Genomic DNA, 13,912 nt, shown 5'->3' with positions numbered 1-13,912 from the left:
GCGGGCTCCGGCGGAACGAGCCCTGGCGGATTGATCTGGGATCAGACGACGACATTGATCACCCGGTTCGGGACGACGATGACCTTGCGCGCCGGCTTGCCGTCCATGGCGCGCTGGACGTTGACATCGGCAAGTGCCGCCTGCTCCGCCGCATCCTTGTCCATGTCGCGCGGCAGTTCCAGCGTGGCGCGCAGCTTGCCGTTGACCTGGACCGCGATCTTGACGCTGTCCTCCACCACCAGGGCGGGGTCGGCCTCCGGCCAGGGCTGGTCGGCCAGCAGGCTGCCGTGGCCCAGCTGCGCCCACAGCTCCTCGCCCAGATGCGGCATCATCGGACCAACGAGACGGACCAGCGACTCGAAGCCCTCGCGCAGGACCCAGCCCTCGCCGTCACCCTTGCCGTCCAGCTCGCCCAGCGCGTTGGACAGCTCGCGAACGCGGGCGACCGCCTTGTTGAAGCGGAACTTGTCGAGATCCTCCGACACGCCGGCGATGGTCTTGTGGACCAGGCGACGGACGGCCTCGGCCTTCGGGCTGAGCAACTCGGGCTTCGGCGTGCCGGCGGCCGGCAGGTCCGCCTCGGTCATCATCCGCCACAGGCGGTTGATGTAGCGCCAGGCACCGTCGATGCCGGCCTCGGTCCATTCCAGATCGCGTTCCGGCGGGCTGTCGGACAGCATGAACAGGCGGGCGGCGTCGGCGCCGTAGGTGCCGATGATGTGCGCCGGATCCACCACGTTCTTCTTGGACTTCGACATCTTCTCGACACGGCCGACATTGACCGGCGCACCGGTGTCGGCCCGGACCCACTCGCCCTTGTCGTTCTTCGTCAGGTCGGTCGGGGCCAGCCAGGCGCCGGTGCCGGAGTCCTTGTAGGTCTCGTGGTTGACCATGCCCTGGGTGAACAGGCCGGTGAACGGCTCGTCCAGGTTCAGGTAGCCGCAGGTCTTCAGCGCGCGCGTCCAGAAGCGGCTGTAGAGCAGGTGCAGGACCGCATGCTCGATGCCGCCGATATACTGGTCGACGCCCAGCCAGTAATCGACCGCCTCGCGGGTGAAGGCCGCATCCTCGGTCTTCGGCGAGCAGAAGCGGGCGAAATACCAGGACGACTCGATGAAGGTGTCGAAGGTGTCCGTCTCGCGCAGCGCCGGCTTGCCGCAATTGGGGCAGCCGGTGTGCTTCCAGGTCGGGTGGTGGGCCAGCGGGTTGCCGGGCTTGTCGAAGGTCACATCCTCCGGCAGCACGACCGGCAGCTGGTCGTCCGGAACCGGAACGATGCCACACGACTCGCAATGGATGACCGGGATCGGGCAGCCCCAATAGCGCTGGCGGGACACGCCCCAGTCGCGCAGGCGGTACTGGGTGGTGCGCTCGCCCTGCTCCGCCGCTTCCAGCCGCTTGCCGGCCTCCTCCTTCGCCGACTCGGTGTCGAGTCCGTCGAGGAAGGCGGAGTTCCGCAGCACGCCGGGGCCGGTGTAGGCCTCGGTCCCGACCTCGAAGGCCGCCGGATCGGCATCGGCCGGAATCACCACCGGGCGGACCGGCAGACCGTACTTGCGGGCGAAATCCAGGTCGCGCTGGTCATGCGCCGGGCAGGCGAAGATGGCGCCCGTGCCGTATTCCATCAGCACGAAGTTGGCAACGTAGACCGGCAGCTCCCAGGACGGATCGAAGGGATGCACGACCGTCAGCCCGGTGTCGAAGCCGCGCTTCTCCGCCGTCTCGATCGCCTCTTCGCTGGTGCCCAGCCGGTTGCACTCGGCGATGAACTCGGCCAGTTCCGGGCTGGACGCGGCCAGTTCGGCCGCCAGCGGGTGATTCGGGGAGATCGCGGCGAAGGAGGCGCCGAACAGCGTGTCCGGGCGGGTGGTGAACACCTCCAGATCGTCCTCGCGCCCCTTGATCTTGAAGCGGAACCGGACGCCGGTGGACTTGCCGATCCAGTTCTCCTGCATGATGCGGACGCGCTCGGGCCAGCGGTCCAGCGTCTCCAGGCCCTTCAGCAGATCTTCGGCATAGGCGGTGATCTTCAGGAACCACTGCGACAGCTTGCGCTTCTCCACCAGCGCGCCGGTGCGCCAGCCGCGGCCGTCGATCACCTGCTCGTTGGCGAGAACGGTGTTGTCCACCGGATCCCAGTTCACCCAGGATTCCTTGCGGTAGGCGAGGCCCGCCTTCAGGAAATCCAGGAACATCTTCTGCTCGTGGCGATAATACTCCACATCGCAGGTGGCGATCTCGCGGTCCCAGTCGATGGACAGGCCCATCGTCTTCAGCTGCCCGCGCATGGTCGCGATGTTCTCGCGCGTCCAGGCGGCGGGATGGACCTTCTTCTCCAGCGCGGCGTTCTCCGCCGGCAGGCCGAAGGCGTCCCAGCCCATCGGGTGAAGGACGTTGAAGCCCTTGGCGCGCTTGAAGCGCGCGATCACGTCGCCGATGGTGTAGTTGCGGACGTGGCCCATGTGGATGCGCCCCGACGGATAGGGGAACATCTCCAGCACATAGTATTTGGGCCGGGAGGCGTCCTCGCGCGCGGTGAAACAGCCCTTGCTGTCCCACACGCCCTGCCACTTCGCCTCGGTTTCCTTGACATTGTAACGCGACATGAGCGCGACGCCGTTTTCCGTTGTACCAGATGCTCGAAAGGCCGGGACACCAGCCCGGACCGGCCGCCGCGTCAGCGGGCGGCGGCGTTCTGCGCCACGCGAAGCTGGCGGGCGCGGGTCAGAACCGCGTCTTCCAGGGTGCCGGCGGTTTCCGGCCCGACAGTGATGTCGCGCCAGTCGTTGCCGGTCCGCTGCTGCTTGAACACCGACACCCGGACGCCGTCGGCGCGCAGCTGGCGGTCCATGATGTAGAGGTTGACCTTGAACCGTTCGTTCGGCGAATCGGGCGGGGTGTACCAGTCGGTCAGGATCACGCCGCCGAACGGGTCGGCCGAGGCGATGGGCATGAAGGACAGGGTGTCGAGCGAAGCGCGCCACAGGAAGCTGTTCACGCCGATGCCCCCGGCCGTGTCCTGGTCGCCGCCACGCTTGTTCTTGCCGAACAGGTTCAGACCGCCGTCGGTGCCGAGCAGGCTGCCGAACTTGTAGTCCTTGTTCTTCATCTGCTCTTCGACGGTTTCGGTCTTGCCGCCCCAGCTTGCGCAGCCGGCGATCGAGACGGAAGCCGCGAGCAGTACAGGGACAAGGCGAAGGGCGGTCGAACGGCGCATGGTCGGGAACCCGGTTTAGAAAAGGGGTTGCCGCGCGCGAGTCACGCGCGGAATGCCGGTGAACAGACCATAAGTGGACGGCACCACGCAACAGCGGAAGCGTCTTTGCCCCACCCCGTCACAACAGGATGACAACAGGCGAAGCCTGCCGGGTTGCACTGCGGCGGGCTCGCCAAGGGCCTCCTTCTTAGTGTGCTCCGTGCGACACACTGTCCCCCCAATGCAGCAATCCCGGAGATTTGCCGCTTGCTGGCGAAGGCGGGGGTGCGTACGAAAGTCTCAGCCAGGACGTCAACCAGGCTGAAACATCTGCTGCCAGGATGGAGGCAAAAATCATGACCCGTTATCTGCTGGCCGGCGCTGCCGCCGCCGCTCTCGCCCTCGGCGCTGGCGCCGCCAACGCCCAGGCTAAGTTCGAAGTCAAGGTCGGCGGCGACGCCTACTTCGAAGCCGGCTACGTCGATCAGGATCTGGACTCCGGCCTGCGTTCGACCGAATTCCGCAACCGCATGCGCATCAACATCATCCCGTCCGCCAAGGCCGACAACGGCCTGGAGTACGGTGCGCGTATGCGTCTGCGTGCCAACGCTGGCACCAACAACGCCCGCAACACCGATGCCGACCGCGCTTACATCTTCGCGCAGGGCTCCTTCGGTCAGGTCCGCCTCGGCGTGACCAACTCGTTCAACGACGAGACCTACACGACCGCCCCGCTCGACTACCTGCCGCTCGGCATCTATGACGCGCTGCCGGCCTGGATCGGCACCACCGCCAACGGCCTGAACAGCGGCGCCGCCAGCACCGTCACCAACGGCAACACGATCATCACCCAGTCGCTGGTGGCGGAAGCCAACTCGACCAAGATCGTGTACTTCTCGCCGCGCTTCGCCGGCCTGCAGGTTGGCGCCAGCTACACCCCGCGTAACGACAGCTCGGCCACCGACGTCAACCGCGTCAAGCCGGTCGGCACGTTCGCCGCTGGCGGCGCTGGCACCTACACCGACATCGTCGAAGTCGGCGCCAACTACAACAACACCTTCGGCGGCGTGACCGTTAAGGCCAGCGCCGGCTACAACTGGGGCCGTGCCGTCGACGACGTCGTCGGTTCGAACTACAAGGATTCGAACGCCTGGCAGGCTGGCGCTCAGGTTGGCTACGCCGGCTTCGCCATCGGCGGCGGCTACATCGACTACGGCAAGTCGGGCCAGAACAAGCGTCCGGGCGTTGCCACCGAGAACACCCGCAACTGGGTTGTCGGCGCTCAGTACACCGCCGGCCCGATCGTTGTCGGTGCCAACTACAAGAACGGCAAGGACGCCGGTTCGTTCTTCACCGCCGGCGACCGCGAACTGCAGGTCTACGAAATCGGTGTCGGCTACACCGTCGCTCCGGGCCTGACCGTCCAGGCTCAGTACGACCACTTCAAGCTGGACAACGACGCCTCGCTCCGCGACGACAAGGGCGACGTCGTCCTGGTCCGCTCGATCCTGGCGTTCTAATCGATCTTTCGATCGAACGTCCGGCAACGGATGGAAAGGGCGGTGGCTTCGGCCACCGCCTTTTTTCTTGCCCATGCCTTCCCCTTGCCAACTTTGTAGGCAAGCCGCCTGATTTTCAGTCCAACCAAAGAGCAGAATTCAGCCACTCTTGGATTTTGTAATCATTCCAACCAGTTATGAGTGTGTTTTTGTTGCAACTGTGTTGCGAATGCGAAAGCGCGCCGCAGTTTGCCTCTTGCCGGAGTAATTGGAGAGCGGTTAAGTCTTGCTTACAAAGACAACCGACCGCTCCCGGCCAGAACGGGGCGTACGCATAAGGATGGATAATCCATGAAGCGCTCTCTCGTCATCGGCTGCGCCGCCGTTGCCCTCGCCGCCGGCTGCGGCACCGCCTCGGCCCAGTCCAAGTCCAAGTTCGACATCCTGCTGGGCGGCGACGCCTTCTTCCAGGGCGCCTATGTCGACCAGGACAACGACAACGGCCTGCGCAAGACCGAATTCGCCAACCGTTTCCGTCTGACCGTCACCCCGACGGCCAAGGCTGACAACGGCCTGGAATATGGCGCCCGCCTGCGCCTGCGTGCCTCCAACGGCACCAGCAACGTCCGCACCACCGACGCCGACCGCGCCTACATCTTCGTGAACGGCTCCTTCGGTTCGGTCCAGGCCGGTGTCGTCAACGGCCCGTCGGACGACTCGGGCGTCATCGGCCCGAACGTCGACGGCATCTCGGGCAGCCCGGACGGCTGGGTGTTCAACTACTACGGCGTGACCTCGCTGCCGTACGTTGTCGGTTCGCTGCGCACGCTCGAGTTGGGCGACGCCAGCACGAAGATCGTCTACTCGACCCCGAGCTTCGCCGGCTTCAAGCTGACCGCCGCCTACACCCCGACCTACGGCAGCAGCAACACCAACATCGAGCGCCGCAAGAACGTCACCTACAACGACATGGGTGAAGTTCAGGCCTACTATAAGGGCGCCTTCAGCGGCGTCGGCATCGAAGCCAGCGTTGCCTACCAGTTCGCCCAGGCCCCGACCGGCTTCGAAGACCTGTCGTCGATCCACAGCGGCGCCACCGTCACCTTCGGTCCGTTCGCCATCGGCGGCAGCTATGCCTTCAGCGGCGACAGCGGCTACCGCAAGGGCCACACCGGCGTTGACGACAACCAGGTCTGGCTGGTCGGTGCCCAGTACACCATCGGCCCGGTCATCCTGGCCGCCACCTACACCGACGCCAAGGGCGCCAACGTCGGCACCGGCGCCTTCTCCGCTGCCGATTACGCCCGCGCCCACGTCTACCAGGGCGGCGTGACCTACGCCGTGGCCCCGGGCCTGACCACCGGTCTGGAATACAGCTACGTCGACAACAAGTCCGGCGGTCGCAACAACGACGCCAACATCGTTCTGTGGGACACCCGCTTCTCCTTCTAAGGGACGGGTACCTGGCAGCAAACGTGAAGGCGGCGGAGAAATCCGCCGCCTCTTTTTTTGTCCATTTCCCAGCCGGAAGGCAGGCCGGCGCATGCCGAACAGGCTCATGCCTCAACTCGTCCGAAATAGGTAATCCTTCGGCGCAAGACTGCTGACTGTGACACCCAATAAATCGGCAAGTATTTAATATATGGATTTACATGATCCGGAGTTCCGTGCTTTTCCCGTCACTGTCCTCGGAATGAGGTGACTTCCATCCCTGCCGCCACTTGTCGGAGTGGCGGTGGCAGGACTAAGTCTGGGGTCACAAGATACCGCTCGCGCCCCAATCTGACGGGACGCATGCACCGAGGATGACATCCATGAAGCGTTCTCTCGTCATTGGCTGCGCCGCCGTTGCTCTCGCCGCCGGCTGCGGCACCGCTTCTGCACAGTCCAAGCTCGACATCCTGCTGGGCGGCGACGCCTATTTCCAGGGCGCCTATGTCGACCAGGACGACAACACCGGCCTGCGCAAGACCGAGTTCGCCAACCGCTTTCGCCTGACCATCACCCCGACGGCCAAGGCCGACAACGGTCTGGAATACGGCGCCCGCCTGCGCCTGCGCGCTGCCGGCGGCACCAACAACAACCGCAGCACCGACAGCGACCGCGCGTTCATGTTCGTGAACGGCGGCTTCGGCACCATCCAGGCCGGCGTGATCAACGGCCTGTCGGACGAATACGGCATCATCGGCCCGAACGTCGAAGGCATCGAAGGCTCGCCGGACGCGCAGTTCCTGAACTACTACGCGAACACCAACGGCGCGCCTTATGCGCTGGGCAGCCTGCGCACGCTGGAGTCGGGCGACGCCAGCAGCAAGATCATCTACCTGACGCCGAGCTTCGCCGGCTTCCAGGTCGGCGCCGCCTACACGCCGGTCTATGGCAGCAGCAACACCGACATCAACCGCCGCAAGAACAGCACCGCCTATCGCGACATGGGCGAGGTCCAGGCCACCTACAAAGGCGAGTTCGGCGGTTTCGGCCTGGAGGCGAGCGCCGCCTATCAGTTCGCCAAGGCGGCCAGCCAGCTTGAGGATCTCGTCCTCGGTCCATGTCGGCGCCAACCTGTCCTACGCCGGCTTCAAGGTCGGCGGCAGCTACGCCTTCAGCGGCGACAGCGGCTATGCCAAGGGCACCCGCGGGGTGGACGACCAGCAGGTCTGGATCGTCGGCGCCAACTACGATTTCGGTTCGGTGATCCTGGCCGCCACCTACACCGACGCGAAGGGCATCGACAGCAACTTCGCCGGCCTGAACGCCCGTACCCATGTCTGGCAGGCCGGCGTGACCTACACCGTTGCGCCGGGCCTGACCACGGGTCTGGAATACAGCTATCTCGACAACAAGGTCGGCGGCGTGAACAACGACGCCAACATCGTCCTGTGGGATACCCGCTTCGCCTTCTGAGCGGTAGGGTTCCAACGGCGGATACGAAAGGGGCGACGGAGAAATCCGTCGCCCTTTGTCGTTGTCCGGGACCGGCTTATTTCTTAGGCGCCGTTTTGGAGTCCTTGTCGGCCGTATCGCACGCCATGAACAGCACCGACGACTCCAGCGGCGTCCAGACCAGCAGGTAGCGCTCTTTGTCTCGGTCGCCGAGGAAGACGATCGTCTCCGAATCGGTGACCGACTTGGGATGGATCTCGCCCAGCAGGTAGCCCATGCGGCCGTAATTCGCCATGGTCCCCTGGAAGATGAAGTCCAGCCGCTCCTGATCGTCCTTCGCGACCTCCCAGCCGAACTGTTCCTGCCGCACGCAACGGCGGCCATATTCGTCCAGGACCTTGTCCATGAAGCTGCGATAGGTGCCGTCGTCGGTCAGCGGGTAGGCCGGCTCGCTGAAGCGGACCTTGGTCATCGGCGACCCCAGCATGACCTTGGCCTTGCCTTGCTTGGCACCGGGCTTCGCCGGGGCGACAGCCTTGGGGGCCTGCTTCGGATGCTCCTCGGCATGGGCGGGGCTGGCGGCGGGAACGGCGACGCACCAGACGGCCACTGCGGCGGCGAACAGGCCGGCAGGGACGGCCGGCGTCAAGGCGGAGAGCAGGGAACGAAACGGACTCCGCATGCGGAGGTCTCCTCGATATGCAGAACGATGACAATACCCGCGCCGGCGATGGGGATGCGTCGGGCATGGTCGCTTGGGGCGCTTGCGTTTCCGCGGACCGTCCGCTAACACGCCGCGGAAGCGCTGTACACCCGCAGCGACCGGATTGGGGGCGGCCATGACGACGACGCAGGGCACTGGCAAAGATACGCGAACCGGCCCCGAAGCAGGCGGTTCCACGGTTGCGGAAAGCGTGACGGGACGGCTCGACTCGGTGCGGCGTGCCATTGCGGAGACGGCATCCGCCTGCGGGCGCGACAAGAACGCCGTGACTCTGGTGGCGGTGTCGAAGACCCATCCGGCCGAAGCGGTGGAGGAGGCGCTTGCCGCCGGCCAGCGCGTGTTCGGCGAGAACCGCGTGCAGGAGGCCAAGGGCAAGTTCCCGGCGCTGAAGGAGCGCTTCCCGGACCTGGAACTGCATCTGATCGGGCCGCTCCAGACCAACAAGGTCAAGGATGCCGTAGCATTGTTCGACGTGATCCAGACCCTGGACCGCCCGAAGCTGGCCGAGGCGCTGGCGGAGGAAATGGCGAAGTCCGGCCGCCGGCCGCGCTGCCTGATCGAGGTGAACACCGGCGAGGAGCCGCAGAAGGCGGGAATTGCCCCGGCGGAGGTCGAGGCCTTCCTGGCCGACTGCCGCGACCGGCTGGGCCTGCCGGTCACTGGGCTGATGTGCATCCCGCCGGTGGACGAAGAGCCGGCCATGCATTTCGCCCTGCTTGCCGAGATGGCGCGCCGGCTGGGCCTGCCGGAGATCAGCATGGGCATGAGCGGGGATTACGAAACCGCCGTCCGCTTCGGCGCCACCCATGTGCGCGTCGGCACGGCGATCTTCGGTGCGCGTCCCTACCCGGCCCAGTAACCGCCTCAACAGCAGGCGGCAGCATCGGAGACAGCCGGGTCGGCAACGCTGAGCGCACTGCCCGGCCCGCAGTCCTTCAGCAGCCGGAGCATGTCCTCGGGCGCCAGCGCGACGCAGCCCGCAGTTGGCGTCCGGTCGGGACGGACGAGGTGCAGGAACACGGCACTGCCCATTCCCGGCACCACCGGGTCGTCATTGTGCCCCATCACCACCACGATGTCGTAGACGTGGTCGTCCCGCCACATCTCCTCATGGCTGGCCGGATAGGGGCGAACGACAGGCCGGTTGTAGGCGGGATCCTCCGGCGCGTCGCACCAGCCATCCTGCTCGGCGATGGGGTGGAGCGGCAGCCCGGTCTCCGGCGGCGGCAGCCGGTCGGCGCGCCACAGCACGCGGCGCAGCGGGAACCGGCCGACGGGGGTGGCGCCGTCGCCCTCCCGCTTGTCGGGGCGGACACCGCCACGGCCCAGCACGCAGGGCGCCTCCCCGCCCGGCCAGCGCAGGCGGCCGGTGGTGACCGGACCGACGCCGTCGGGTCCGACCTTGTCGGTGCCGGGGCGATCCGGCGTCACACCGATCTCGATGCTCATCCCGAAACCCGCGTGGTGCTGGTGGCCGTCTGCGCCGCTTTGCGCGACTGCTCGTACTTGGCCAGATTGCGCATCATCGTCTCCGACAGCATGTCCGGCGTGACCGGAGCCGATCCGGCGGCCGGTGGCGCGGACGGCGCGGCGTCGCCCGGCTGGTCGGGGGCCGGCTGGGCGGGGGCCGGCTGCCCGGTGCCGGCCTGCGGCTGGCCACCATTGGCCGCCGTGGCACCGATGGCGCGGGCGGAGGCGGTCACCGCTCCCGGAACCGGCGCCGCAAAGCGGGGGGCACTGTGCTTCGCCAGGGCCGAACTGGCCAGCGGGGTGTCGCGCGCCGGCATCTTGCTGGGGTGCGGGGCGGCACCCGCGGCCAGCTGCGCGGTGAGGGCCGGCGAGGCCTCTGCCGATGTGGCTTTGGCAGCGGCCGGCGACGCGGCGGCAAGCCGGATCGGCTGTCCGGTGGCAGCGGGAGCCGGCGACAGTGCGGAGGCAAGGTCGGCCGGCTTGGCGGCGGCCAGCGCCGCGGCAAGCCCGGTGGCAGGCGCCTGTTGCGGCTCCGCGGGGGAACCGGACGCCGCCGGCCCCCCCGAGGCGTCCGCGACGGCGGTGGAGGCGGCGGGATGGTCACCTCCCCCAAAGCCGAGCGAAGCCATGACCGTCTCACCCACATCCTTGCCGGTCGCCTGTTCGATCACCGCGTTGGCGATGGAGGCCATGCCGCCGATCACGCCGCCATACAGCATGTCGCCCATGATCCGCATGGAGGGCTGGATGGTGTCGCCGGTGATCTCGCGATAGACGGTGCTGACGATCGGAATGTGCTGCAGCGGGTTGATGATGTCCAGGAAGTCCCAGAAGGACATGTCGCCCTGGATTTCCACCGGACCGCCATTGTGGCCGTCGTTGATGACCGACGACGCCTTCTCGCGCGGCACCGCACGCTGAACGGCGCTGCTGTCGATGGTGGTGGCGTCGATGGCCATGGGCGGTCTCCCGGCTCGGTGGTCACGACAGGTACAGCAAGCGCCGTGCCAAGCACCCGTGCCCGAACCGGAGCGGAATCACCCGTTTCGGGAGGTTCCGGACGGTCAGCACCCGGAATCCGATTCCCAGCACCGCAGGGACGGCAAGAGGTGCGGCAAGAACTGCCGGGCCGGCATGGCGATTCCTGCCTTGCCGGCCCAAGTTGGGCTGAAGGCTCAGAACATGTGGCCGCTGCGTTCCGCCTTGGTGCGGAGATAAGCCTCGTTGTGGCCGTTGGCGGGGAAGATGTGGGCCACACGTTCCACCACGGCGATGCCGCAGCGGGCGAGCTGGCGCAGCTTTTCCGGGTTGTTGGTCATCAGCCGGACCGAGTCGAAGCCAAGCTGCCGCAGCATCTCCGCCGCCGGCAGATAGACGCGCTCGTCGGCCTCGAAGCCGAGGATTTCGTTGGCGTCCACCGTGTCGAAGCCACGGTCCTGGATGCGGTAGGCGCGCAGCTTGTTGACCAGCCCGATGCCGCGCCCCTCCTGCGCCAGATACAGCAGCACGCCGCTGCCCTGCCGGGCGATCTCGGCGATGGCACCGCGCAGCTGGTCGCCGCAGTCGCAGCGCAGCGACCCCAGCAGGTCCCCGGTGAAGCATTCCGAATGCAGGCGGGCCAGCACCGGCTGCGCCGGATCGGGATCGCCGATGACGATCGCCAGATGCTCAGGCCCGCCATCGGCCGGGCGGAAGGCGTAGATGCGCGTGTTCTCCGACCCGACCAGCGGCACCCGCGCGTCGGCGACGCGACGCAGGGTCCGCACCACATGCACGCGGTAATCGGCAACGTCCGACGCCCGCACCAGTAGCAGGTCATGCTCCGCCGCCCACTCCGCAGCGCTGACCGCTGCGCGCCCTGAAAGCGGTGACGGCAGGTCGGCGGTGATGGCGGCGGGCAGCAGGCGGGCCAGCCGGGCGAGGTCCACCGCCGCGGCCTCGCGGCTGCCGGGGCAGGCCTCGATGGCGGTCAGGCCGGCCGGCAGCGCATGCTGGGCCTGCGGATATTGTTCGGGATCGGCCAGCGCATGGGCCTGGTCGGCCGTCAACCCGTCGGGCCGGTCGAGCGTCATGGCGCCGAATGCCTCCGCCGCCGCACCGGGCGCCTGATCGTCGGCGATGTCGCTCGCAGGCTGCGCCGCATCGGCGGCGGCCAGCCCCAGCACGACGGCGCGGCGGCGGGTGACCGCCAGCCGGGGAGTGCCGCCGGTCAGCGCCTTCAGCCGGTCCACCGTGTCGAGCGCCACCGACTCCACCGAGACCGCGGCGCCGATGGTGCCGTCGGCCGTCTCGATCGCCACCACCTCGCCCCGGCGCAGGGCGGCCAGAGCCCGATCGACGGCGCGCACGGCGGCCTCGTCGATCGGAGCCGCTTTGGGAGCTGCCGCGGGCGCGGACAGGGTGACCGTGGTGTTGGCGGAGGAGTGTTCGGCTTGCATCGTCAGCGGCTTTGCGTAGCGGGTGCGCCGGCTCCGGCGCGAAAAACGGGACATGGTGCGTTCGGCGGGCGAAGCAAAGCGCAGGTGGCGCGCCCCTGTCCAGCGATTCCCGCGCGCTACACCGTTGCCGAAGGCGCAACGATCCCGCCAGCCTCTCCCGCCCAGGACCCTTTTGGGACCGGATCGGGACGGAATGCCGGACGGAGTCGGCACCTCCAACGGGCCGCTCCGCCGCCGGAACCTTGGGCGTTAGGATGAAAGCCACAGCCCTTCAACCGGGAGCCCTTCCCCCGTGACCATCCGTTCGACGCCCCCCGGCCAGCCCGCTTCCGTGCATCTGGTGATGCCGGCCGATCTTCCGGCCCACGCCTATGGCCGCCGCATGGTCGAAGCGCTGCGCGCCGCCGGAGCCGGCATCACCATCCATGCCCTGCCCGGCCCGCACCCGCGGGTCGATCCGTCGGCGATCCTGGCGGCCGACGTCGCGCTGGCACGGCTGCCCGACGGCGCTCCGGTCCTGCTGGACGGCAACGCCCTGGCCAATCTCGCCGCCAGCCTGACGGCCGACAGCCGACGCCTGCGCTTCACCGCGCTGGTCGAGTGTCTGCATTGGGCAGACCCCGCGCTGCCCGCCGACGAGGCCGCGGCCCGCCGCAATCTGGAACAGGGGGCACTGGCGCTGATGCGCCGCATCGCGGTGCCGGACGATACGGTCGCCGCCGCCGTGCGGGAGCTGGGCGTTCAGCCCGACCGGGTCGTCCGTGCCGATCCGGACGCGGACGGGGCGGCGGCACTGCTGGCGGTTCTGTAAAGGCCCGGCTCTTCTCGCCACAAGCCATCACGACAATCAGCCGGCACCATGCTACTAAGGCGCGGCCTCGGCACTGCCACCGACGGCATCCGCCCCCCGATCCCGTGCCGCAGCCCCGTGCAGCCCCCATACAGCCCATGACCATCGCAAAGCGCATCCTCCTGGTCGACGACGACACCGCCCTGCGCCAGTCGCTGGCAGAACAGCTTCGGCTGCTGGAGGAGGTCGAGACCGAGGAAGCGGGCGACGGCGCCGGCGCGCTGAAGGCGGTTCGCACGGCGGCCGGGGCGGGAACCGGCTTTTCCGCCATCCTGCTCGATGTCGGGCTGCCGGACATGGACGGGCGCGACGTGTGCAAGCTGCTGCGGCGCGAGGGCGTGCGCTGCCCGGTCATCATGCTGACCGCATCGGCCAGCGACGCCGATACCATCCTGGGTCTGGAGTCCGGTGCCAGCGACTATGTGACCAAGCCCTTCCGCCTGGGCGTGCTGATCGCCCGCCTGCGTGCACAGTTGCGCCAGTTCGAGCAGACGGAGGACGCGGTCTTCGCCATCGGCCCCTACAGCTTCCGCCCCGGCGCCAAGCTGCTGTTGGACGAGGCCGCCAACCGCAAGATCCGCCTGACCGAGAAGGAAACGGCGATCCTGAAATACCTGTACCGTGCCGGCGACCTGGTGGTCGGGCGCGAAACCCTGCTGGGGGAGGTCTGGGGCTACAACGCCGCGGTCACCACCCACACGCTGGAGACCCACGTCTACCGCCTGCGCCAGAAGATCGAGGCCGATCCGTCGAATGCCCGCATCCTGGTGACGGAGCCCGGCGGCTATCGTCTGGTGCCCTAGTCACCGATCGACTGGGGCGCCGATCAACTTGGACCGCCGACCGACTGGG

At 67.6% G+C, this 13,912-nt stretch carries 12 protein-coding genes and 1 pseudogene; 7 read left to right on the top strand and 6 right to left on the bottom strand.

The window, feature by feature from the left end:
* Positions 1 to 41: 41 nt before the first annotated feature.
* Both leuS and ACWPN3_RS24990 read right to left on the bottom strand, forming a co-directional pair.
* Complete coding sequence (gene leuS / locus ACWPN3_RS24995) at positions 42 to 2,606, bottom strand: leucine--tRNA ligase (protein ID WP_492239890.1); 2,565 nt, start codon at positions 2,604 to 2,606, stop codon at positions 42 to 44.
* 71 nt (positions 2,607 to 2,677) lie between these two features.
* A complete protein-coding gene (locus ACWPN3_RS24990) occupies positions 2,678 to 3,217 on the bottom strand; it encodes a DUF3576 domain-containing protein (protein ID WP_098740706.1) in 540 nt (179 codons plus the stop codon).
* Between the two features lie 335 nt (positions 3,218 to 3,552).
* On the opposite strand from ACWPN3_RS24990, the gene ACWPN3_RS24985 reads away from it, so the two are divergent.
* The 4 genes and pseudogenes from ACWPN3_RS24985 to ACWPN3_RS24970 all read left to right on the top strand — a co-directional run bounded on the left by ACWPN3_RS24985 (position 3,553) and on the right by ACWPN3_RS24970 (position 7,599).
* Positions 3,553 to 4,716, top strand: a complete 1,164-nt coding sequence (locus ACWPN3_RS24985; RefSeq protein ID WP_492261797.1) for a porin — start codon at positions 3,553 to 3,555, stop codon at positions 4,714 to 4,716.
* Positions 4,717 to 5,046: 330 nt separating this feature from the next.
* A complete protein-coding gene (locus ACWPN3_RS24980) occupies positions 5,047 to 6,147 on the top strand; it encodes a porin (RefSeq protein ID WP_492261796.1) in 1,101 nt (366 codons plus the stop codon).
* Positions 6,148 to 6,500: 353 nt separating this feature from the next.
* A pseudogene (locus ACWPN3_RS24975) lies at positions 6,501 to 7,157 on the top strand (porin); the annotation flags it as partial.
* Between the two features lie 64 nt (positions 7,158 to 7,221).
* Positions 7,222 to 7,599, top strand: a complete 378-nt coding sequence (locus ACWPN3_RS24970; protein WP_492261795.1) for a porin — start codon at positions 7,222 to 7,224, stop codon at positions 7,597 to 7,599.
* A gap of 76 nt (positions 7,600 to 7,675) precedes the next feature.
* On the opposite strand, the gene ACWPN3_RS24965 is transcribed toward ACWPN3_RS24970, so the two are convergent.
* Positions 7,676 to 8,260 carry a hypothetical protein gene (locus ACWPN3_RS24965; RefSeq protein ID WP_492239887.1) on the bottom strand — a complete coding sequence of 195 codons (585 nt, stop codon included), beginning with the start codon at positions 8,258 to 8,260 and terminating at the stop codon, positions 7,676 to 7,678.
* Positions 8,261 to 8,492: 232 nt separating this feature from the next.
* Between ACWPN3_RS24965 and ACWPN3_RS24960 the strand changes: the two genes are divergently transcribed.
* A complete protein-coding gene (locus ACWPN3_RS24960) occupies positions 8,493 to 9,161 on the top strand; it encodes a YggS family pyridoxal phosphate-dependent enzyme (protein WP_492261794.1) in 669 nt (222 codons plus the stop codon).
* A gap of 5 nt (positions 9,162 to 9,166) precedes the next feature.
* On the opposite strand, the gene ACWPN3_RS24955 is transcribed toward ACWPN3_RS24960, so the two are convergent.
* The 3 genes from ACWPN3_RS24955 to ribA all read right to left on the bottom strand — a co-directional run bounded on the left by ACWPN3_RS24955 (position 9,167) and on the right by ribA (position 12,210).
* A complete protein-coding gene (locus tag ACWPN3_RS24955) occupies positions 9,167 to 9,751 on the bottom strand; it encodes a L,D-transpeptidase family protein (RefSeq protein WP_492239885.1) in 585 nt (194 codons plus the stop codon).
* Positions 9,748 to 10,731 (bottom strand): hypothetical protein, encoded by a 984-nt coding sequence (locus ACWPN3_RS24950; RefSeq protein WP_492239884.1) that lies wholly within the window; start codon positions 10,729 to 10,731, stop codon positions 9,748 to 9,750. Before ACWPN3_RS24950 ends, ACWPN3_RS24955 begins: the two co-directional genes overlap by 4 nt.
* A gap of 216 nt (positions 10,732 to 10,947) precedes the next feature.
* On the bottom strand, positions 10,948 to 12,210 hold the full coding sequence (ribA, locus tag ACWPN3_RS24945; protein WP_492241365.1) for a GTP cyclohydrolase II: 1,263 nt from the start codon (positions 12,208 to 12,210) through the stop codon (positions 10,948 to 10,950).
* 292 nt (positions 12,211 to 12,502) lie between these two features.
* Here ribA and ACWPN3_RS24940 point away from each other — a divergent pair, with 292 nt between their 5' ends.
* Together ACWPN3_RS24940 and ACWPN3_RS24935 are read left to right on the top strand one after the other, a co-directional pair.
* A complete protein-coding gene (locus ACWPN3_RS24940; RefSeq protein WP_492239883.1) occupies positions 12,503 to 13,021 on the top strand; it encodes a glycosyl transferase in 519 nt (172 codons plus the stop codon).
* Between the two features lie 137 nt (positions 13,022 to 13,158).
* Entirely contained in the window at positions 13,159 to 13,863 is a 705-nt protein-coding gene (locus ACWPN3_RS24935) for a response regulator transcription factor (RefSeq protein ID WP_109095845.1), read from the top strand.
* Positions 13,864 to 13,912: the final 49 nt, after the last annotated feature.

The organism is Azospirillum sp. UENF 111221 (assembly GCF_058780625.1).
Note: the sequence above shows the minus strand (reverse complement) of the source record. Positions and strands in the feature narration are given on the sequence as shown.